The following is a 20,150-nucleotide window of genomic DNA, read 5'->3' as shown; positions in this document are numbered from 1 at the left end:
ATCCGTTCGGCGCCGCCGGGCGTGGTCTACGTGCACTGCTGGGGCGGGAGGGGACGCACCGGCACCGTCGTCGGCTGCCTGTTGGTCGACGACGGGCTGTCCTTCGACGAGGTCATCGACCGGCTGGCTGAGCTACGGTCCACCAGCAGCAAGGCCCACGTCAGGGTTCCCGAGAGCAGGACCCAGGACGAGGTCATCCGGCAACGCGCCGCGCGTCGAGGCTGACCTACTTCTTGCCGGCGGTCTCGCCGTCGTTCGACAACGCGGCGATGAAGGCCTCCTGCGGGACTTCGACCCGCCCGACCATCTTCATCCGCTTCTTGCCCTCCTTCTGCTTCTCCAGCAGCTTGCGCTTGCGGGTGATGTCACCGCCGTAGCACTTGGCGAGCACGTCCTTGCGCATCGCCCGGATCGTCTCGCGGGCGATGATCCGCGCGCCGATGGCCGCCTGGATCGGCACCTCGAACTGCTGGCGCGGGATCAGGGTGCGCAGCTTCGAGACCATCTGGACCCCGTAGGCATACGCCTTGTCCTTGTGCACGATCGAGGAGAACGCGTCGACCTGCTCGCCCTGCAGCAGGATGTCGACCCGGACCAGGTCGGCCACCTGCTCGCCGTCGGGCTCGTAGTCGAGCGAGGCATACCCGCGGGTGCGCGACTTCAGCTGGTCGAAGAAGTCGAAGACGATCTCGGCGAGCGGCAGCGTGTATCGCAGCTCCACGCGCTCCGGCGAAAGGTAGTCCATGCCACGCAACGTCCCCCGGCGTTGCTGGCAGAGCTCCATGATGGCGCCGATGAACTCGCTCGGGGCGAGGATCGTCGCGCGCACGATCGGCTCGCGCACCTCGGAGATCTTGCCGTCGGGGTACTCGCTGGGGTTGGTCACCTCGACGTGCTTGTCGCCTTCGAGAGTGACGTCGTAGACGACATTCGGCAGTGTGGAGATCAGGTCGAGGTCGAACTCGCGTTCGAGCCGCTCGCGGATGATCTCGAGGTGCAGCATGCCGAGGAACCCGACTCGGAAGCCGAACCCCAGTGCGACCGAGGTCTCCGGCTCGTAGGTCAAGGCGGCGTCGTTGAGCTTGAGCTTGTCGAGGGCGTCGCGCAGGTTGGGGTAGTCGGACCCATCGATGGGGTACAGCCCCGAGAACACCATCGGCTTGGGGTCGCGGTAGCCGCCGAGGGCCAGGGTCGCAGGTGTGCCGGCGTTGGTGACCGTGTCACCGACCCGGCTCTGTCGCACGTCCTTGACGCCGGTGATCAGGTAGCCGACCTCACCGACGCCGAGACCCTTGGACGGGACCGGTTCGGGCGAGATGACCCCGATCTCGAGCAGCTCGTGGGTGGCGCGGGTGGACATCATGACGATGCGCTCGCGCGGGTTGAGGTCACCGTCGATCACCCGGACATAGGTCACGACGCCGCGGTAGGTGTCGTAGACCGAGTCGAAGATCATCGCGCGGGCCGGTGCGTCCGGGTCGCCGGTGGGGGCGGGCAGCTGGCCGACGATCTCGTTCAGCAGCGCCTCGACCCCGTCCCCGGTCTTGCCGGAGACCCGCATGCAGTCCTCGGGTTCGCAGCCGATCAGGCCGGCCAGCTCCTCGGCGTACTTCTCTGGCTGCGCGGCGGGCAGGTCGATCTTGTTGAGCACCGGGATGACGGTGAGGTCGTTCTCCATGGCGAGGTAGAGGTTGGCGAGGGTCTGCGCCTCGATCCCCTGGGCCGCGTCGACGAGGAGAACCGCCCCTTCGCAGGCCGCGAGCGACCGAGACACCTCGTAGGTGAAGTCGACGTGCCCGGGGGTGTCGATCATGTTCAACGCGTAGGTGGTGCCACCCAGCTCCCACGGCATCCGGACGGCCTGGCTCTTGATGGTGATGCCGCGCTCGCGCTCGATGTCCATCCGGTCGAGGTACTGCGCACGCATCGCCCGGGCATCGACGACGCCGGTGAGCTGGAGCATCCGGTCCGCCAGCGTCGACTTGCCGTGGTCGATGTGGGCGATGATGCTGAAGTTGCGGATGAGGTCCGGTGGCGTTGCGTGCGGGGGCAACGCCGTTCGGGCCATGGGTGACACGTCCGAAGTGTTTCACGGCGGATGGGGCGGCCCGACCATGCCGGTATGCGCCACAGACCGACTGAGCCCTGGGTGAAGCATGCGCTCGGCGCAAGGTCGTCCCTCAGACGGCCGAAAGTCGGCGTTCCGGCGCCTATTTCGGCCGGTTTCCCGGATTTCGGCCGTAACGGCCGAAAGTCGTCAGGCACCCGTCCGTCCGTCGATACCCTCACGCAGCAGGTCGGCGTGACCATTGTGCTGGGCGTACTCCGCGATCATCTTCATGATCACACCGCGCAACGAGATCGGTTCTCCGTCGCGCACCCGCGTCCCGGTGTCGTCGAGGTCGTGGGCGGCGACGATCTCGCGGGACCGCTGACACTCGCGACGCCAGAGCTCGAACGCCTCGGCGACGTCACCGTCGAGGGAGTCGAAGTCCTGGTCGGGGTCGTCGTCGGAGTAGTAGAGCATCGGCACGTCGTCACCGGCGAAGTTGATCTGCATCCACCACCGCTCCCCCCCGGTCAGATGGCGGAGCAGTCCGTGCAAACTCATCGTCGATGGGGGCATGGAGCGTTCGCTCAGCTGGCCCGAGTCGAGACCGCCGCACTTCAGCTCGAAGGTCGCGCGGTGGTAGTCGAGGTAAGCGGTGAGGACGTCGCGCTCGCCACCGGCCTGGGGCAACGGTTTCCGGGTGTCGCCGGACCACGTCGGCGAGAAGTTGCCCTCCGGGATGACCGGCCGTGCCGTCTCGGTGGGCTCGGGCAGCGGGGCGGGCGTCGGAGGCCAGGACTTGGAGGCCTCGTCGACGGGGCTCATCAGCCCGATCTGGTAGCCGTCGGGGTCAGCCACCACCGCGAACCGCGCCCCCCAGAACGCGTCGTAAGGCAGCTGCCGCGACGCATACCCACCGTCGACGAGCCGGTTATGCGACTCGTCGACCTCAGCCCGATCCGGCACCCTCATGACGACGACAGCGCTGCCCCCGGTCACGGACGGTGGTGCGCCACGGTTCCAGTCGCGGGCAAACTCCTGCTGGTCGAGGTCCACCATGAGGCCGGCAGCCTGTGACGGGAACCTCACAGTCGCGTGCGGCCCGGTGTCGGCGTCCACATCCCAGCCGAGCAGCCGATAGAACTCGACGCTGCGAGCGATGTCGGTCACAACGAGGTTGACGTGGCTCGGCACCGGCGTGGCAGCGGACATGGCACACCACGGTAGCCAGAGCCACCGACAGACCACCGACACCGACGCGCTACAGGCATACCGGTCGGGCTGGCCGTTGTCCGGTATGTCCGGTCGTCCCGGCCGAGAACTGGGTTCGGGTCAGCCGGACTGGACTGGACTGGACTGGACTGGACTGGACTGGACTGTGTGCCGCGGCTATGAGGTCAGGCCGCGACCGGCATGTGCAGCGGACCTCGGATCAGACGGGACGGCCGCATCACGACCTTGCCGCTCTCGTGCAGCCCCGGCATCCGCTGCGTCAGAGCCGTGATCGCGCGAGCCGCCTCGAGCCGGGCCAGAGGTGCACCGAGGCAGTAGTGGATGCCGCTGGAGAAGGCGAGGTGGTCGGCCCCCGAAGTGCGGGTGATGTCGAACCGGGCCGGGTCCGTATAGACCTCAGGGTCGCGGTTGGCCCCGGCCAGCAGCAGCACGACTGCCTGGTTTCGGCGGACGGCCACTGCGCCGAGCTCGGTGTCCTGGAACGACAGCCGCGCCGTCTCCTGGACCGGCGGGTCCCAGCGGAGCACCTCCTCGACGGCGGCGCTCACCAGCGACGGGTCGTCGCGCAGGAGCTGCCATTGCTCCGGATGCGCGAGCAAGGCGCGCGTTGCGTTGCCGATGAGGTTGACGGTGGTCTCGAAACCCGCGATCAGAAGCAACGAGCACATCGGCACCATCTCGTGCGGCGCGATCCGTTCGCCTCGCTCGGCGACGATGGCGCTGACCAGGTCGTCCTGGGGGTCTTTCGCACGCTCCTCGAACAGCCGCTCGAACAGCTTTTCCAGCTCGGTGTTCGCCGTCATGACCCGGCGCGCCTGGCCGAGCGACGTGACCCCGTCCAGCGCGCTACCGAGCGCCGCGCCGTACTCCTGGAACGCGGCGACGTCGGCGTCCGCCACCCCCATCATCCGGGTGATCACGGCGATCGGCAGGGGCGCGGCGAGGTCGGTGACCAGGTCGAACGTCCCGCGCCGCTGCGCCGCGTCGAGCAGATCAGCCACGGTCTCGTCAATAGTCGCGGCATACGTGGTCATCATCCTCGGGCTGAACGCCGGTCCGGCGACCCGGCGCAGCCGCTCGTGGTCCGGTGGGTTGAGGCTGAGGAAGGACAGGTCGAACTCGGCCGCGCCGGCTCCGATCGGCTCGGCGTCCTCCTCGCGAACGCCGAAGGCGCGGCTGCGCAGCACCTGGTTGCAGATCGCGTGGCTCGTCGTGGCCCAGTTGCCGAGCCGGGTCGGGACCATGGGGCCGGTCGCCCGCATCCGCTCGTAGACCGCATACGGGTCCCTGCGGCCGTCGCGCATCGACAGCCGGGCCAGCTCGTCCCCACGGAACCGGGCGGCGTACCACCGGTTCCAGCGCTCGCGGTAGAGCCCACCAGCAAACGTAGCCGCCCCGCGCACCCGGTGCAGCGTAGTCATCGTCCTCCTCCTGCGGCGCTTGCCTAGGAAGAGCGTATCGAGCGGTGACGGCCAGGCGTGGTCGGGTCGCAGCGTCGTCAGGTCGCGACGCTGGCTCGGTACGCGAGCTCCTCGACGATCGCCTTCTCCCGATGCCGCAGCGCCGTCGTCGTCGAGGCCACTGGGCGCGACGAAAGCCGTTGTCCAGTGGGCGTGGCAGCCCTGCTGAGCCGGTGCCTGACGTGCGAGAGCTCGACCTGGAGCTCTTGGAGGCTCAGGCTCCGCAGGCTCCACCGGGTGTTGACGGATGTGGCGTTGGCTGGGTGATCAGTGGTCGTCATCGGTGGTCCTTGATCCACAGCTCCCCCTCGGTTGCAGGGGGTTTGTCTGACGGTCAGCGGAGATGTTTCGGGATAGCCATCCCCGCATCAAGGGTCCCAGATTCGTACCCCGTTGACGGCGCATCCAACCTGGCAATTCACGGTGAGGCATACCGAGCCGACACCGGCGTGGGCAGCTGGTCAGGAGACTCGTGCGGTCCGCCGACCGAGCAGCGCCGACAGCACCGCGATGCCCACTCCGAGAACCGCGAGGATCGCCCCGACCCGGCTCGGCCACTCGTACCCGAGTCCCGCCGAGAGGACCAGGCTGCCCAGCCACGCGCCGAAGGCATTGGCGGTGTTGAGCGTGGAGTGGTTGAGGGCGGCCGCGAGGGACTGGCCTTCGCGGGCCACGTCCATCAGTCGGGTCTGCAGCAGCGGTACGAGGATCGACGGCAGGAAGCCGAGGACGAACACCATGACGACGGCGAGGACCTGGTGGTGGGCCAGCGGCCCGAAGGCGGCGAGCATGACCGCGATCGCCCCGAGCGACACGATGATCCCGCGCAGCACGCCGAGGTGGGCCACCCGGCCGGAGACGAGCATGCCGCCCACCATGCCCACGCCGTAGGTGGCGAGGATGACGGGGATGAACGCCTCGGAGAAGCCGGACAGCTCGGTCATCGTCGGCGCGATGTAGGAGTAAGTGGCGAACATCCCACCGAAACCGACGACGCCGATGAGCAGGGCGAGCCAGACCTGCAGCCTGCTCAGAGCGCTCAGCTCGGAACGCATACTCACCTCGGCAGTGATCGACTGCCACGGCACCCAGGTCCAGACGGCCAGCACGGTGAGCGCGCCGATGCCACCGACCACCCAGTAAGGCACCTGCCAGCCGAGGCGCTGACCGAGCACGGTCGTCAAGGGGACCCCGACGACGTTGGCGGCGCCCAGCCCGATGAGTATCATCGAGATCGCCCAGGTGCGGCGCTCCTTGGGCACCAGCGAGGCGGCCACCAGAGAGCCGATGCCGAAGAACGCACCGTGCGGGACTCCGGACAGGAACCGCGTCACCATCAGCTGCGAGTAGCCAGTGGCGAAACCGGACGCGGCGTTGGCGACGGCGAAGAACACCATGAGGCTGAGCAGGGTCGTCTTGCGGCGCAGCCGAGCGGCGAGCACGGCGATGAGGGGAGCTCCGACGACGACGCCGATGGCATAGGCCGAGACGAGGTGCCCGGCAGTCGGGATGTCGACTCCGATCCCCTGAGCGACCTGCGGCAGCAAGCCCATCGTGACGAACTCGGTGGTGCCGATCGCGAACCCGCCGACCGCGAGTGCCAGCAGCGCGAACCCGGCGCGCGACGTGTCTGTCAACCCGTCTCCAGGCGCGGGATGGCGTGTCGCCCCCGGGTGGGTAGGGAGGGTGTCGGTCATCGCGTCTCTCGTCGGGTGCTCTTGGTATGCGTCGGGCCGGGTCCGCACTGACCGCCCGTCGATCCTACGGAGGCACAGCTTCTTGGCCTGCATCGCGGCATACCTGCTCGACGGGTTCCGCAAGAAGCCGCCACCCGGGTGCCTTCCGGTGTTGGGCCGGCACCAGCTGGCGATGGCGTACCTGTTCCTGGAGCTGTGGCGCACCCGCCGTCGGTGGATCTCAACGGGCCGAACGACCCGCCCGAGCGACCACCTGACCACCTGACCGCAGCACCACCCGGCTAGGGTCGCCGGGTGGCACAGCGACTGGGCGACCGAATCCGCCGAGCTCTCCAGCGGGTCCTGTCGCCCGGGTCCGCAGGTGGTTCCCGCTCGGCGCCCGGATCGGCACCCGGGGCGCCGCGCCCGACGGCGAAGCCGGGAGGCGGGACCACTCCCCGTCCCGGCTCCGGCGGCGTCCCGCAGCCGGCACAGAGCCGGACCTACCCGGGCGACTATCGCGGCGTCCCTGCGATCGCGTATGCGCCGAAGCCGGACGGGCTGCCCGACCCCGGCGAGATCGTCTGGACCTGGGTGCCGTTCGAGGAGGACCACACGGTGGGCAAGGACCGCCCGGTGCTGCTCGTCGGAAGTGACGGTGACTGGCTGCTCGGCGTGATGCTGACGAGCAAGGACCACGACCGGGACACGCCGGGTCAGCGGCGGTCCGGGCGGACCTGGGTCGACATCGGCGCGGGTGCGTGGGACCGCAGCGGACGACCGAGCGAGGTCCGGGTCGACCGGATCATCCGGGTGGACGCCGAGGCGATCCGGCGGGAGGGCGCCGTGCTCGGTGCCGCGCAGTTCGACGAGGTCGCGGACGCGATCCGCAACCTGCACTAGGGCGTCCGGACCACGGCCGCAGCCACACATTCCTTGCGTCCGACGATCTGGCTGCCAGGGCTACCAAAAAGTCGGACGCAACGTCGTTCGCCGGTGCATCGCCAGGGGTGCACCGTCCGGGAGGACCTAGGGCCCGTTACCTCCATGGAGGTAACGGGCCCTAAGTCGAACGGGGTCGTTAGAGCGCGGCGGCCTTCTTGGCCATCGACGACTTCTTGTTGGCAGCCTGGTTGGCGTGGATGACGCCTTTGGAGACAGCCTTGTCGAGCTTGGTCGACGCCTTCTGGAGTGCGTCATGAGCGGCGACCTTGTCACCGGAGTCTGCGGCCTCACGGAACTTGCGGACCCAGGTGCGGAGCTCGCTCTTGACCGCCTTGTTGCGCTCGGTGCGCTTCTCGTTGGTCTTGATGCGCTTGAGCTGCGACTTGATGTTTGCCACGAAGTGATCTTTCTTGGTCGGGAGTGTGTGTGCCGTTAGAGGGCGGTGAAGGCGTGTCGCACCAGATCGCGCGGAGTGTTGAGGTCGGCAGAGCTAAGCGTGGGGTGCCCGTGGACGACACGCGCGAGGTGGGACGGCGGTGCGCGCACGACCGGGGCACGCACGCAACGCTCGAATCTACCAGCGCAACGGTCCCCACCCAAAACGAGCATCGTCAGCCGACCGAGCTGCGAGCGCGGGTGATGGTGAGGATGACCCGCTCCACGGCGTAGACGGGGTCCCGACCGCCGCCCTTGACCTCGACGTCCGCCGCAGCCACCGCTTGGATCGCCCGGCCGAGCCCGTCGGCGTCCCAGTGGCCGAGGGCTCGGCGGGCCTTGTCGACCTGCCATGGCGCCATCCCGAGCTGCTTCGCCAGCTGCTGCGAGCCTCCTCTACCGGCTGGACCGGCCGAGCCGACCTTGACCAGCTGGCGCAGCTGTGACGCGAGGACGGCCACGATCGGGACCGGGTCGACTCCGGTGGCGATGGCGTGCCGCAGCAGGCGCAACGCCTCGCCGGCCTGCCCCGCGACGGCCGCATCAGCGACCCGGAACCCCGTCGCCTCGACCTTGCCCCCGTGGTAGATCTCGACCAGCCGGTCGTCCACGACGCCGTCGGTGTCCGCGACCAGCTGCGACACGGCCGAGGCCAGCTCCCGCACGTCGCGTCCGAGTGCCTCGACCAGTGCCCGGACCGCCTCCGGAGTGGCCTTGCGACCCTGCCTGCGGAACTCGTTCGCGACGAAGTCGACCTTGTCGCGATCGGTCTTGATGAGCGGGCATTCGAACACCCGCGCCCGGCCCTTGACCAGCAGGTCCAGGACCCGTTTGCCGCGCTGGCCGCCCCCATGGGTGACGACGAGGGTGACGTCGTCCGCCGGCGCCGCGAGGTAGCGCGTCAGGTCGTCTAGCAGCTCGTCGGACGCCTCGTCCAGTCCATCGACGACCACGGCCTTGTTGCCCCCGAACAGCGAGGGACTGGTGTGGACGACGAGGTCACCCGGCTGGTATGCCGCACCGCCGATCCGCACGATCTCGAGGTCGGGTGCCGTATGTCGCAGCTCGGCCAGCACCGACGTCACGGCCCGCTCGGCCAGCAGCTCCTCGGGTCCGCGCACCAGGACCAAGGGTGGGACGCGTTCTGAGGTCACGACAGGCTCACGCCGTCACTGTGCCAGGTCGGGGGGACAGCGTGAAGGTTCCTGGTTCAGACATCGGCACCACCGAGCCACGGCGCAAGCGTTGGCGTCGTCTCCAGGGCCAGACCCAGCTGGTCCAGCCGGGCCTGGATGGCGTCGACCGGCAGCTCGAGGTGGTCGACGAGGTCGTCCAGGTCGATCCCCGCCTCGACCGCGTCCCGCAGCTCCGAGTCCTGCTCGACTGTCCAGGCGTGGCCGCCCGTCACCGCTGTTCGCGCCGAGGCCGGCACGGGAGGGGGCCCGGCGACCGGTCGGTGGTCGACGGCCGGGTGCGACGTGTCGGAGGCGGCAGCGGCACCGTCCGCGGCGTGGGCACCCCCGGCGAGTCCGCGCAACGCGGGATCGGCCACCGGCAGCGGTGGCGGTGCGACCTCGTCGAGCCGCCGCAATGCCGCCAGTACCAGGTCGCGGTCGGTCGTCGGCCAGAACGGGGGCAACGACCGTTGCAGGAACCCGGCATACCGAGCCGTGACCATCCGGGAGTCGAGGACGGCGACGACGCCGCGGTCGTCGGACCGGCGAACGAGCCGACCGGACCCCTGGGCCAGGCGCAGCGCCGCGTGGGTGGCGGAGACGGCCATGAACCCGTTACCGCCCATCCGCGCGATCGCCTCGGACCGCGCGGAGGAGAGCGGGTCGTCGGGCCGCGGGAAGGGAATCCGGTCGATGACGACCAGCTGGCAGGCCGACCCTGGGACGTCGACGCCCTGCCAGAGCGTGAGCGTGCCGAACAGACACGTCGTGGGCTCGCGTGCGAACTGACGGACCAGCGTCCCGATCTGGTCCTCGCCCTGGCAGAGGATCTCGATATCGGTGCCGTCGGTGGAGAACTTGGCTCTCAGCTGCTCCGCAGTGTTCTGGGCTGCGCGCATCGAGGAGAACAACCCGAGCGTCCGCCCCCCCGCGGCCCGGACGAGCGCCTCGATCTCGTCCAGCAGCAGCGGGGACGTGCCATCGCGGCCCGGCGCGGGAAGGTCGCGCGCAACATAGACGATCGCCTGCCGGGGGTAGTCGAAGGGGCTGCCCACGTCGAGCCCGTGCCACATCGGTGCGCCCTCACCGCGTAGTCCGATGGTCCCCGCCACCGCGTCGAAGCTGCCGCCCAGCTCGAGTGTCGCGGAGGTGAGAACGACGGTGCGCTGGTCGAAGATCCGGTCGCGCACAAGCATGGCGACACTCATAGGTGCAACCCGCAGGACGGGTCCACGACGAGGGTCCTTGCTCAGCCACACGACGTCGAGTTCGCGGCCCTCGAGGATGCGGCTGGCGTTCTCGTTCAGCTCGTCGATCGCCGCCCTCGCGACTTGGCGGGCGCCGTCGACGTCGCCTCCGGGAGCGGGTTTGAGCTCGGACTGGACGGCCCTCGTGGCGTCGCGAACCCGGGTCAACGCGAGCACCAACCCGTCGGACAGTGCGGTGACGCGACCCTCGGGGATCTCCTCCAGCACTCCCTGGAGCAGCTCGCCGGCATCCTCGACCTCTGCCGTGCCCTCCGCGAGCTTGGCCGCCCGGCGCGCCGCTGCGGTGACCAGGCCCGCGGAGATCTCGTCGGTGATGGTCGCCGTCACCCGGTCCACGAGCTCGTGCGCCTCGTCGACGACCAGCAGGTCGTGCTCAGACAGCATCTGACGACCCTCGAACGCGTCGATCGCCATGAACGAGTGGTTGGTGACGACGACGTCGACGTCCTTCGCCGCCTCCCGCGAGCGCTCGACGAAGCACTCGGCGACCATCGGACATTTGCCTCCGAGGCACTCATGGGCCGAGACCGAGACCTGCCGCCATGCGCGTTCGCTGACGCCGGGGATCAGCTCGTCACGGTCGCCCGAGTCGGTCTCCTGTGCCCAGCTTCGCAGCCGCACGACCTCGGCTCCCAGCCGGGACGCGCCCGTATCGACCTGGTCGAGTCCGATGAGGGTGTCCTCCTCGGCTGGGAACCCGCCGTCCAGCTTGTGGGCGCACAGGTAGTTGCGGCGGCCCTTGACCAGCGCGTACGTCGGTCGTCTCCCGAGCAGCGGAGCCAGGGCGACCGCAAGGCGCGGCATGTCGCGGTCGACGATCTGCGCCTGGAGGGCGAGGGTCGCGGTGGCTACGACCGCCGGCCGGCCGGCCTGCATCGCGTGCCGCACCGCAGGGACCAGGTAGGCCAGCGACTTGCCCGTGCCCGTGCCCGCCTGGACGAGCAGGTGCTCCTCGTGCTCGACAGCGTGCTGGACCGCCTGGGCCATCTGCACTTGACCGGGCCGCTCGGTGCCGTCCACCCCGGCCACCGCGGCCGCGAGCAGGGCGTCGAGGTCGGCTGGCACCACGACAGGGTATGCCGCTGACGGCTCGGTTCCGCGGCTGTCCACACCCCTACCTCCCAGCGATGACAACCTCGCCACTGGGGTCCGATCGACATGCACGAACCCGGCTTTCGAGGCATACCAGCCCGTTTTCGCCTGTCATGCCTGTCAGTCGGCCCGTCCCCGTCACCAAGTCCAAGCGGGGGGACGCCATCGGGTAGAACCGGCGGCGGGTTCACCGTGCGGGCAGAGGTGGTGGGCGACCCGGGTGTGGTTAGTCGTGCTGGCTGGAGAGGGGGTCGGCGTGTCGATGGATCAGCATCCATCCGGCGTGTTCTCGTCGAAAGATCTCGGTCACCCGAAGTTCCATGGACAGGGGTTGGTGCTGACCTGAGATGTTCACCGTCGATCGTTGGATGCCCACCCAGTAGGCGAGTGACTCGTCGGCGGACTGATGCATGATCTCTAAGCTATTGCTGGCGCCCGGGCCGAATATCGCAGCTCCTTGGGCGTTGGCAGCGTTGACCTTGTCGGCTCCTTGGACGGTGTTGCCTCGGGGGCCGAAGATCGTGGCCGGCGAGCCTCGAGTCGAGAGCTGCGCGAGTGGCTCGATGTCGCCATTGACGAAGGCTGTTGACGCGGCCAGGCGGCGCGACATGAACTGAACGAAGTCGTCGGTAGGGGTGGATGTCATGGTCAGACTCCCGACCGTTGATGGTGGAGGCGTGCCACCTCGGCCTCTCTCGCTTCCATGGAAGATAGATTAGGTTCTACGGAAGGTATAGTCAAGGCCGTGTCTACGCCACGCACCCATGTCGCCGAGATCGTCAGCCAATGGAACCGGGAGCGTCCCGACCTGGACGCCAGCCCGATGCTGGTCATCGGGCAGATGGCCCGGCTGACTCAGCTGTTCGAGCCCCACCTGCGACCGCCGTTCGCCGCAGTCGGTCTGGGCAACGGCGACTTCGACGTCCTGGCCGCCCTGCGTCGAGCCGGGGAACCGTTCATGCTGACCCCCGGTCAGCTGGCCACCTCGCTGCTGGTCACCACAGGCGCCATCACCAAACGCCTGGACCGGCTCGAAGCACGAGGACTCGTGCGCCGCACGGTCTCGGGAGCCGACGGCCGCGGGCGGCTGGTGAACCTCACCACGCCGGGTTTCGCCTCGACCGATGAGCTCATCTCCGCGCACCTGGTCAACGAGGCCCGTCTCCTGAGCGCCCTCGACGACCGTGAGCGCAACCAGCTCGCCACCCTGCTGGATCGGCTGGCCGAGGCCCTCGAGGCGCCGCAGCCAGAACCGGCAGGTCCGACGCATGGGGAGCTGATGTCGCGGTGAGTCGCCACGGCATCCGCGCCCAGCGGCGGCGCGCCGAGGTGTTGCGCCAGCTCCACGAGGCCGACCAGCTGCTCACCCTGGTCAACGTGTGGGACGTCGCGTCCGCGCGGGTCGTTTCTCAAACGCCGCGATGCACAGCGATCGCGACGGCCTCGGCGGCGATCGCCGCGGCCCACGGCTACGACGACGGCGAACAGATGCCACGAGAGCTGGTCATCGCCGCCCTGGAACGCATCTGCCAGGCGGTCGACCTACCCGTGAGCGCGGACCTCGAACGCGGCTACGGCGACGTCCGCGGCACGGTCGGCGCCGCCCTGGACGCGGGCGTCGTCGGGATCAACCTCGAGGACGCGATGGCAGGCACCGCCACCATGGCCCAGCGTGTGACCGAGGCCGTCGACACCGGACGAGACCGCGGCATCCCGGTCGTGGTCAACGCGCGCACCGACGTCTACCTGCTTCGCTCCCACTGGTCACCGCAACACCGGCTCGCCGCAGCCGCCGAGCGTGGACAGCACTACCTGGACGCCGGCGCCGACTGCGTCTTCGTGCCCGGATGCATCGACCCCGAGCACATCAAGGCCCTCTCGGCCCAGTTCGGCCCACGGCGGCTGAACCTGCTCGCCGTCCCCGGCCTCCCCGACCCACACGACCTGCAGCAGTGGGGCGTCGCCCGAGTCTCCCACGGCCCATACCCCCACCAGCACGCACTCGCCGCTCTCGGGGCCTACACCTTGGACCACCAGTAACGTGACAGCCGCCATCCGGATCTTCGCGCTCCGCGCAACATCACCGAGCCGGGTCGACGCGGACGCTCCATTCGTTTGGGCAGACGGGCGCTGTCCCCCCGGCCGCGCGCGGGCCGCCCCACTAGATGAGTCCCTCGCCGATCACGTGAGCGGGGCGCACCGGGACACGTCGATGAGTAGTCGACACGTGATGGGGCGGGTTGGTGAGTGACCAGCCGCGGCGCGATTGCTGGGCCAGCAGGGCGAAGGCCGTAGCGGCATACCCTACGACGAGGATCCTTCCACGGGTCGCGGCGACGACGAGTCCGACTCTCCCGGGTCGTAAGCCGTCGCCGGCGTACAGATCAGGTGTGCCACCAACGCGGTCCACCCGGTCTGGTGCGACGCCCCCAGACCCGCCCCGGTGTCGCCGTGGAAGTACTCGCTGAACGTCGGGTGTTCGGTCCACAACGGACCGGGCAACAGGTCGCGTGGGTCGCTCGGCCGCCGGCCGCCCTCGCCGGGGCGGAACAGGCCGACGACCCGGTCCTCGAGGCGCTGGGCCGCCTCGTGCAGACCGACTCGCTCCCCCGAACCCGTGGGAAAGTCGACCGTCAGCGACGAACCGGCCCCCGCGGCATACGTGTGCAACGCCTCGATGATCAGCACGTTGATCGGGAACCACACAGGTCCGCGCCAGTTGGAGTTGCCACCGAACAGTCCCGTGTCGGACTCCCCCGGCGTGTAGTGCAGGGACATCTGCATGCCGGCCACGTCGATCGTGACGCCGTCGCGATGGGCCGCTGACAACGATCGAATCCCATGTGGCGACAGGAACTCCGACTCGTCGAGCAGACGGGTCACGAGCTCGCTCACTCTTGTCGGGTCGACCACGGCGAAGGTCAGCGCCTCGTCGTGCGTGGGGTTCAAGGTCAGCAGGCTGGCGACCTCCTCGGGTCGGTGTCGCCCCAGCCAGTTCAGCGCCTCGGCGAAGTCCGGCAGCTCCTCGCGCACCCAGGCGGGGCAGTTGCCCACGGCAAGAAGCGGGAGCAACCCGACGAGCGAACGAACCCGCATCGTCTCGGTCTGCTCGTCCGGTCCGACCAACACGTCGTAGAAGAAGCCGTCCTGCTTGTCCCAGAGCGAGACACCCATCGACCCGAACGAGCCCAGCGCCCGGCAGATCCCGAGGAACCGTTCGAGGAACGTCGTCGCCAGGTCGTCGAACGCGTGGTCGTGCCGCCCCAGCTCCTGGGCGATCCGCATCATCGACAGGCACATGAAGGCCATCCACGCCGTGGCGTCCGACTGCTCGAGCCGCCAGCCCGCGGGCACCTGCCGGGACCGGTCGAACACCCCGATGTTGTCCATCCCGAGGAAACCACCCTCGAACAGGTCCGACCCGTCGGCGTCCTTGCGGTTGACCCACCAGGAGAAGTTGAGCAGCAGCTTGCCGAGGATCCGCGTGAGGAAGTCGCGGTCCCAGGCGCCGTCGCGCAGGTAGACCTGCCAGACGGCCCAGGCGTGCACCGGCGGGTTCACGTCGGAGAATGCCCACTCGTATGCCGGGAGCTGGCCGTTGGGGTGCTGGGCCCACTCCCGGCAGAGAAGCAGCAGCTGGGCCTTGGCAAACGCCGGGTCGACGTGCGCCAGGGCGACCGCGTGGAACGCCAGGTCCCAGGTGGCGAACCACGGGTACTCCCACTCGTCGGGCATCGAGATGACGTCGGCGAGCGCGAGGTGCCGCCAGGCGGTGTTCCGACCCCACGGTTCGACGCCCTTGCGGGCCTGCGGTGGTGGCGGTGATGCCGGGTCGCCCTGGAGCCAGTCGTCGACGTCGTACCGGTAGAGCTGCTTGCCCCAGAGCAGCCCGGCGAAGGCGCGTCGCGCCGTATGCCGGTCCGCGTCGGACACCGATGGTGGGATCACGACCGCATAGAAGGAGTCTGCGTCGGCCTGCCGGTCGGCGAGGACGGAGTCGCTCGTCACGAACGGACGGTCGGCCGTGGGCTCGGCCGTCAGTCGGAGCCGGACCGTCACGGACCCGCCCGGGGGGACTGAGTCGAAGGTGTAATGGAAAGCCGCCTTGGTCCCGGTTCCGTTGCCGCTCAACGCCGAACGGTCCCCGTGCACGACGGCATGGTCGATTGCGTCCTTGGGGTGCGGTGACCGGTTCGCGACGCCCCACAGAGCGTCGGCGTTGGTCTCGTTGTCGCAGAGCAACAGCTCCGGAGCGCCCTCGGCGAACAGCACGTAACGGCCGAGGAAGTCGTGGCTGGCCTCGACGGCGACGAGGCTCGCGTCCTCGACGACTGGCGAACCGAGGGCCGTGAGTGACGGTTGCCGGTTGTCGCGGCCCCAGGCCCAGGTGTTGCGGAACCACAGCTGCGGCACGAGATGCAGCGGCGCCGGGTCGGGCCCGTGGTTCGTCGCGGTGACGGTGACGACGATGTCGGTAGGCGTCGACTTCGCGTGGGTGACGACGACGTCGAAGAACCGGTCCTCGTCGAAAATCCCCGTGTCGCTGAGCTCGAACTCAGGGTCGAGGCGTGTGCGGCGGGCGTTCTCGTCGCGGAGCCGGTCGTAGGGAAAGGCCGCCTGGGGGTAGCGGTAGAGTGTCTGTCCCCACGAGTGGGTGGGCGTGGCGTCCAGATGCCACCAGTACTCCTTGACGTCCTCGCCGTGGTTTCCCTGCGGGTTGGTCAGGCCGAAGAACCGCTCCTTGAGCCGGTCGTCCTGGCCGTTCCACATCGCCACGGAGAGGTTGAGGAACCCGAACCGGTCGCACAACCCGGCGATGCCGTCCTCCCCCCACCGGTATGCGCGTCGGTGTGCCTGCTCGAACGGGAAGGACTCCCACGCGTCTCCGTCGGCGGAGTAGTCCTCACGCACCGTCCCCCACTGTCGACCCGCCACATAAGGCCCCCACAGCCGCCACGGGTCGGAGTCGTCCGGTGACTCGGCCAGGCGGGCATGCTCGACGCTGGGTTCTGGGCGGCGACGACCGGGCTGCGAAGGGGTCACCCCCATACTCTGCCTTGCCGCTTAGGCGCTGGAGGGAGGTCGAGGTGTTTGGGCGGGCCGCTGTCCCTATGCCATGATGCCCACGCCAACAACTGTCGAGTACCGAGCCGGGTTTCCCAGGGCTGCACGGACTGCCGCGTGCTCATGTACCAGCCTCGCGCCGCCATACGCCCACCCCGACGGTATCGATGAGGAGACGTCATGAACACCGAGGACAGCCCGCCGATGGCCACCGGCGTGACTCAAGAGCGCCTCGCCGGTCTGCGCAAATGGAACCTCGGTCTCGCGCTTCTGCACTTCGCCCAGGCCGTGGCGATTGTTCTGCTGGCCGGAACCTTCGCTGTCACGGTGACCTCATCCGTCCCCGAAGGGCCACCGGGGGCCGCCTTACCTGCCCCCGGCACGCTCTTCGACGTGCGGATCGGATGGGCCGTTGCCCTCTTCCTGGCCTCGGCGGCGCTTGACCACCTCTTGACCGCAACCGTGTCTCGCAACACCTACGAGCGCGACCTGAAACGCGGCATCAACCGATTTCGGTGGGTCGAGTACTCGGTCAGCGCCACGTTGATGGTCATTCTCATCGGCTTCTACTCAGGCATCACGAGCATCACCGCCGTCATCGCCGTCGCCGGCGCCAACGTCGGGATGATCCTCTTCGGCTGGATCCAGGAGCTGATGAACCCGCCAGGGCGCACCACGACCACAATGCTGCCCTTCTGGTTCGGGACGCTCGTTGGCCTCGCCCCGTGGATCTCGATCTGGTTCAACATCCTTTCGGCCAAGACCGTCCCCGGCTTTGTGTACGGAATAGTCGTGACCCAGCTCGTCCTCTTCTTCAGTTTTGGACTGAACCAGTGGCTCCAGTACCGCGGGATCGGCAAGTGGACCGATTACGCCTATGGAGAAAAGACCTACCTGGTGCTCAGTCTCGTAGCAAAGTCCCTGCTCGCCTGGCAGATCTTCGGCGGGTCACTAGCTGCCTGAAGCAGCAGTTGTTCCTGCAGTGACGATAGTCCGCGTCACCGTCGACTGGACCCGCCAGGTCAGTCCTCGGTGAAGATCTGGATGAGCTCGCGCACTTGGTGTTCGGCTTCGGCGGGGTGCCGGAAGGCGAGTTCGTCGTGGACGAGGTATCGGTTTCGTCGACCGGACCGTACTTTCGTGAGGTAGCCGGCCTGCTCGAGGTCCCGCACGATGCTGGCGGCGGACCGTTCGGTGATTCTGGCGAGTGCGGCCATGTCGCGCACCCGCAGGTCCGGGTTCCGGGCGATGAGCAGCAGGACGCGGCCGTGGGAGGTCAGGAGTGTCCACCCCAGGCCGGGTTGTCTCATCGAGGCGGGCTCGTCGGCAGCTCCTCCACCGGCTCGGCCATCTGGAGCCCCTTGAGCCGGGTCCGGTTGCGGACGCTGTCGTGTCGGCACGGGTCCCATCTTGCCGGATCGCGACAGGCCCTCGCAGATCGCCGCGACATGAAGCATCGTTCATGTATTTTATCTCGTATGTTGCCCTTAAAACTGGCCCGCCTCCCGATGGCTGGTCTCGTCCTGGTCTCACTGATCGTCCTGCCTCGTGCGCTGTCGGGCTCGCCGGTGGTCCTGTCCGCGGATCGGATGGACCTTGGCTGGCTTGGGTCCGCCGATGTCGACATCCGGCTGGGTGTTGTCGAGAGCCTGCTTCTCCTGCTCGTAAGCGGAATCGGCCTGGTGGTGGCCGTGTACAGCGCCCGCAACCTGGTTGGGCAGGCCGGACTGGCCCAGTACGCGGTTCTGGAGACGGTCATCGTCGCCGCGCTGGCGCTCACGGTCACGGCCGCCCTCACCGGTCGAGAACTGGGGCAAGCCCTACCCGGCGATCCCGATGTTGTGGCGGGCGGCGTGGTGGGTCCTGCGCTCCGCGCGGGAGGAGTTCACCCCGTTCCTCGCGCCTACATATAACGTGGAGTTCAGGCGGGTCCTGTTCTCTACGAGCGCGATTGAGTCACCCAACGCCCGCTATCACTGGGCCGTCAGTGCGCGGGTGCACTTTCCCCATCGGGCAGCCACGATGGACCATGCGGTGGAAGCCCGCACTCGACGCCTAAGCTGTTACACCCGGTGCTGGTGCTGCATGCTTTGTCCCGGAGCGTCTTGCCTTGTCGTCATCAGCCACCGGAACCGACTGGACCCTTCGCCGGACCCGGCGTTAAAAACTCCACCCGCGCTCCGGCCATGCATGGCGCCCGCGCCTCGTGGAACCGCACCACGTGCTCCTGCCGCTCGTGCACATCGAAGGCGTCCCGGTCCCTGTAGACCTCGAAGAAGACGCGCGCCAGCGGCTCGTCTTCCACCGTGTTGGTGACGTAGACCAGGGTCCCCGGCTCAGCGGACTCGATGTGCGGTACCAGCTCCGCGATCAACGCGTCGAACTTCTCAGCGGCGTCATCGTCCAGGCAGTCAAACCGCGCTACCAGGCTGAACACGGCTTACATCCTTTCTTCGTCGGACCCTCTCGTACGGCACAGTACCTAGTGGTCACGCCCGCCTCACTGACCGGCCAAAGTGGCGTCCCGCACCGTTAGGGTCCAGGCCAACACCGGCCGCCGCTGGGAGTGCGTGGGAAGCAGCGCTCTCTCGAGCTCCTTGCGTACAGTCGCCACCGCATCCGCGCGGTCGACGATGATGCAGCTGGCATTGGACTTCATACCCGTCGAAATCCGCTGGCGTCGGTCATCAGCAACGTACAGCCAGGCCATGATCGGGCGGCTCGTTATGACATCTCTCGGACAGAGGCGTCGCACGGCTGGCGCATATGATGTCCCTACGCCGATGACGTCGTGCCTCGCCGCGTTGGCCCGTTGCGGCGAGAGGGTGTGGCACCCTCGAGCAGCATCCGGACCCCGGGCACGCCAGAACCGGCCAAAACCAGCGGGATCGTTCATCAGCAACGGAACTCGCCGAGCAGGGCCGAGCTCCAGCTCTTACCTGCGGATCCGCGTCCGAGCTGGCGATAGGCAGCTGATTGCCATCGGCAGTCGACCGGGGAGACAGGACGCAGACGTTCCTCAGACCCGGTCTCGTTGTGACCTTGGGCGAGCAGATCGTAGATCCCGGGAGGGCAGGCGCAATGCGCGATGCAGATAGGGCGACCGCCGATGCAGGAGGTGCCGGTCCCTGGTTCGATCCCAATGGGGGGAGCTCGTCCACCGAATCGGCCGGTCAGGTGCAGCAGTGGGTCCGCTCGTCTGGGCTACGAGTCCGACCGGGCGCGGGCGGAGCGGATCCTGCTCGCCGCCGCCCCGCGATCACGCGATCATCGACGACGTCGAGGCAGTGCGTTTCCTGGCCTTCATGCGATCGCGTTACGCAATGGCGGACGCGTCCCTCGAGCCGGCGGTGTACTGGCAGATCACCGGCAGCTGGCTCGAGGTGTCGCTGCGCTTCCTGGTGCCCCAACGTGGGATTCGCGAGATCAAGGACGCGATGAGCCGGGACATGCTCACCGGGCTGGATGCGGCGGGTATCCCGATCGCCTCGGCCACCTATCGCATCGTGGGCGTCCCCACCATCCGCATCTCCGCGCCCGCAGAGGGTCACTCAACTTGATCACTCCAGGGTCGGCGGGCGATCCAGGTCACACGACAACAGCTCAGACGAGGTATGCCTCGAGCTCGCTCGCCAGGGGCGGGTGCGCCTTGGCGTGCACCAGGGTCCCGTCCTCGCGGTGCTCGGTGGTGAGCACATCGGCCTCGGAGTGCAGGCGGCTGACCAGGTCCCCACGGTCGTAAGGGATGACGA

Annotated in this window: 20 protein-coding genes and 2 pseudogenes; 9 read left to right on the top strand and 13 right to left on the bottom strand. The window is 68.4% G+C overall.

Features of this window, described 5'->3' with window-relative positions; genetic code table 11:
• A pseudogene (locus ABI385_RS03555) lies at window positions 1-225 on the top strand (protein-tyrosine phosphatase family protein); the annotation flags it as partial.
• A 1-nt stretch (window position 226) separates the two neighbouring features.
• Here ABI385_RS03555 and lepA read toward each other — a convergent pair.
• The 5 genes from lepA to ABI385_RS03530 form a co-directional block, all read right to left on the bottom strand.
• Window positions 227-2,068, bottom strand: coding sequence for a translation elongation factor 4 (gene lepA / locus ABI385_RS03550; RefSeq protein WP_348102357.1), 1,842 nt, complete (start codon window positions 2,066-2,068; stop codon window positions 227-229).
• Window positions 2,069-2,257: 189 nt separating this feature from the next.
• Window positions 2,258-3,262 carry a DUF664 domain-containing protein gene (locus ABI385_RS03545; protein ID WP_348102356.1) on the bottom strand — a complete coding sequence of 335 codons (1,005 nt, stop codon included), beginning with the start codon at window positions 3,260-3,262 and terminating at the stop codon, window positions 2,258-2,260.
• Between the two features lie 185 nt (window positions 3,263-3,447).
• A complete protein-coding gene (locus ABI385_RS03540) occupies window positions 3,448-4,704 on the bottom strand; it encodes a cytochrome P450 (RefSeq protein ID WP_348102355.1) in 1,257 nt (418 codons plus the stop codon).
• A gap of 77 nt (window positions 4,705-4,781) precedes the next feature.
• Window positions 4,782-5,024 (bottom strand): hypothetical protein, encoded by a 243-nt coding sequence (locus ABI385_RS03535; protein WP_348102354.1) that lies wholly within the window; start codon window positions 5,022-5,024, stop codon window positions 4,782-4,784.
• A gap of 180 nt (window positions 5,025-5,204) precedes the next feature.
• Complete coding sequence (locus ABI385_RS03530; protein WP_348102353.1) at window positions 5,205-6,440, bottom strand: MFS transporter; 1,236 nt, start codon at window positions 6,438-6,440, stop codon at window positions 5,205-5,207.
• Window positions 6,441-6,522: 82 nt separating this feature from the next.
• On the opposite strand from ABI385_RS03530, the gene ABI385_RS03525 reads away from it, so the two are divergent.
• On the top strand, window positions 6,523-6,705 hold the full coding sequence (locus ABI385_RS03525) for a hypothetical protein (protein ID WP_348102352.1): 183 nt from the start codon (window positions 6,523-6,525) through the stop codon (window positions 6,703-6,705).
• A 29-nt stretch (window positions 6,706-6,734) separates the two neighbouring features.
• On the top strand, window positions 6,735-7,322 hold the full coding sequence (locus tag ABI385_RS03520) for a type II toxin-antitoxin system PemK/MazF family toxin (RefSeq protein WP_348102351.1): 588 nt from the start codon (window positions 6,735-6,737) through the stop codon (window positions 7,320-7,322).
• A gap of 178 nt (window positions 7,323-7,500) precedes the next feature.
• Here the strand turns inward: ABI385_RS03520 and rpsT are convergent, their stop codons facing one another.
• The 4 genes from rpsT to ABI385_RS03500 form a co-directional block, all read right to left on the bottom strand.
• A complete protein-coding gene (rpsT, locus tag ABI385_RS03515) occupies window positions 7,501-7,761 on the bottom strand; it encodes a 30S ribosomal protein S20 (RefSeq protein WP_348102350.1) in 261 nt (86 codons plus the stop codon).
• 214 nt (window positions 7,762-7,975) lie between these two features.
• Window positions 7,976-8,953, bottom strand: a complete 978-nt coding sequence (holA, locus tag ABI385_RS03510) for a DNA polymerase III subunit delta (RefSeq protein ID WP_348102349.1) — start codon at window positions 8,951-8,953, stop codon at window positions 7,976-7,978.
• A gap of 56 nt (window positions 8,954-9,009) precedes the next feature.
• Window positions 9,010-11,307, bottom strand: a complete 2,298-nt coding sequence (locus ABI385_RS03505; RefSeq protein ID WP_348102348.1) for an ATP-dependent DNA helicase — start codon at window positions 11,305-11,307, stop codon at window positions 9,010-9,012.
• 253 nt (window positions 11,308-11,560) lie between these two features.
• A complete protein-coding gene (locus ABI385_RS03500) occupies window positions 11,561-11,980 on the bottom strand; it encodes a nuclear transport factor 2 family protein (RefSeq protein ID WP_348102347.1) in 420 nt (139 codons plus the stop codon).
• A gap of 99 nt (window positions 11,981-12,079) precedes the next feature.
• Here ABI385_RS03500 and ABI385_RS03495 point away from each other — a divergent pair, with 99 nt between their 5' ends.
• Together ABI385_RS03495 and ABI385_RS03490 are read left to right on the top strand one after the other, a co-directional pair.
• Window positions 12,080-12,625 (top strand): MarR family transcriptional regulator, encoded by a 546-nt coding sequence (locus ABI385_RS03495; RefSeq protein WP_348102346.1) that lies wholly within the window; start codon window positions 12,080-12,082, stop codon window positions 12,623-12,625.
• Complete coding sequence (locus tag ABI385_RS03490) at window positions 12,622-13,374, top strand: isocitrate lyase/phosphoenolpyruvate mutase family protein (protein ID WP_348102345.1); 753 nt, start codon at window positions 12,622-12,624, stop codon at window positions 13,372-13,374. Before ABI385_RS03495 ends, ABI385_RS03490 begins: the two co-directional genes overlap by 4 nt.
• A 264-nt stretch (window positions 13,375-13,638) precedes the next feature.
• Here ABI385_RS03490 and ABI385_RS03485 read toward each other — a convergent pair whose 3' ends face one another.
• On the bottom strand, window positions 13,639-16,377 hold the full coding sequence (locus ABI385_RS03485) for an MGH1-like glycoside hydrolase domain-containing protein (RefSeq protein WP_348102344.1): 2,739 nt from the start codon (window positions 16,375-16,377) through the stop codon (window positions 13,639-13,641).
• Window positions 16,378-16,578: 201 nt separating this feature from the next.
• Between ABI385_RS03485 and heR the strand changes: the two genes are divergently transcribed.
• On the top strand, window positions 16,579-17,361 hold the full coding sequence (gene heR, locus ABI385_RS03480; RefSeq protein ID WP_348102343.1) for a heliorhodopsin HeR: 783 nt from the start codon (window positions 16,579-16,581) through the stop codon (window positions 17,359-17,361).
• 59 nt (window positions 17,362-17,420) lie between these two features.
• Here the strand turns inward: heR and ABI385_RS03475 are convergent, their stop codons facing one another.
• Entirely contained in the window at window positions 17,421-17,708 is a 288-nt protein-coding gene (locus tag ABI385_RS03475) for a helix-turn-helix domain-containing protein (protein WP_348102342.1), read from the bottom strand.
• A 168-nt stretch (window positions 17,709-17,876) separates the two neighbouring features.
• On the opposite strand from ABI385_RS03475, the gene ABI385_RS03470 reads away from it, so the two are divergent.
• Both ABI385_RS03470 and ABI385_RS03465 read left to right on the top strand, forming a co-directional pair.
• Window positions 17,877-18,311 carry a hypothetical protein gene (locus ABI385_RS03470; RefSeq protein WP_348102359.1) on the top strand — a complete coding sequence of 145 codons (435 nt, stop codon included), beginning with the start codon at window positions 17,877-17,879 and terminating at the stop codon, window positions 18,309-18,311.
• Window positions 18,208-18,457, top strand: a pseudogene (locus tag ABI385_RS03465) (transposase); the annotation flags it as partial. The gene ABI385_RS03470 and the pseudogene ABI385_RS03465, both read left to right, overlap by 104 nt.
• Window positions 18,458-18,517: 60 nt before the next feature.
• Here ABI385_RS03465 and ABI385_RS03460 read toward each other — a convergent pair.
• Entirely contained in the window at window positions 18,518-18,835 is a 318-nt protein-coding gene (locus ABI385_RS03460; protein WP_348102341.1) for an antibiotic biosynthesis monooxygenase, read from the bottom strand.
• Window positions 18,836-18,898: 63 nt separating this feature from the next.
• On the bottom strand, window positions 18,899-19,108 hold the full coding sequence (locus ABI385_RS03455; RefSeq protein ID WP_348102340.1) for a hypothetical protein: 210 nt from the start codon (window positions 19,106-19,108) through the stop codon (window positions 18,899-18,901).
• A gap of 613 nt (window positions 19,109-19,721) precedes the next feature.
• Here ABI385_RS03455 and ABI385_RS03450 point away from each other — a divergent pair.
• Entirely contained in the window at window positions 19,722-19,958 is a 237-nt protein-coding gene (locus ABI385_RS03450) for a hypothetical protein (protein ID WP_348102339.1), read from the top strand.
• Window positions 19,959-20,150: the final 192 nt, after the last annotated feature.

The organism is Lapillicoccus sp. (assembly GCF_039935575.1).
Lineage (GTDB): Bacteria > Actinomycetota > Actinomycetes > Actinomycetales > Dermatophilaceae > Lapillicoccus.
Note: the sequence above shows the minus strand (reverse complement) of the source record. Positions and strands in the feature narration are given on the sequence as shown.

Excerpts from the sequence above, each read along its gene's own strand:
- lepA (WP_348102357.1), bottom strand. The coding sequence starts at position 2,068 with ATGGCCCGAACGGCGTTGCCCCCGCACGCAACGCCACCGGACCTCATC.
- ABI385_RS03545 (WP_348102356.1), bottom strand. The coding sequence starts at position 3,262 with ATGTCCGCTGCCACGCCGGTGCCGAGCCACGTCAACCTCGTTGTGACC.
- ABI385_RS03540 (WP_348102355.1), bottom strand. The coding sequence starts at position 4,704 with ATGACTACGCTGCACCGGGTGCGCGGGGCGGCTACGTTTGCTGGTGGG.
- ABI385_RS03535 (WP_348102354.1), bottom strand. The coding sequence starts at position 5,024 with ATGACGACCACTGATCACCCAGCCAACGCCACATCCGTCAACACCCGG.
- ABI385_RS03530 (WP_348102353.1), bottom strand. The coding sequence starts at position 6,440 with ATGACCGACACCCTCCCTACCCACCCGGGGGCGACACGCCATCCCGCG.
- ABI385_RS03500 (WP_348102347.1), bottom strand. The coding sequence starts at position 11,980 with ATGACATCCACCCCTACCGACGACTTCGTTCAGTTCATGTCGCGCCGC.
- heR (WP_348102343.1), top strand. The coding sequence starts at position 16,579 with ATGAACACCGAGGACAGCCCGCCGATGGCCACCGGCGTGACTCAAGAG.
- ABI385_RS03475 (WP_348102342.1), bottom strand. The coding sequence starts at position 17,708 with ATGAGACAACCCGGCCTGGGGTGGACACTCCTGACCTCCCACGGCCGC.
- ABI385_RS03470 (WP_348102359.1), top strand. The coding sequence starts at position 17,877 with ATGTTGCCCTTAAAACTGGCCCGCCTCCCGATGGCTGGTCTCGTCCTG.
- ABI385_RS03455 (WP_348102340.1), bottom strand. The coding sequence starts at position 19,108 with ATGGCCTGGCTGTACGTTGCTGATGACCGACGCCAGCGGATTTCGACG.
- ABI385_RS03450 (WP_348102339.1), top strand. The coding sequence starts at position 19,722 with ATGGCGGACGCGTCCCTCGAGCCGGCGGTGTACTGGCAGATCACCGGC.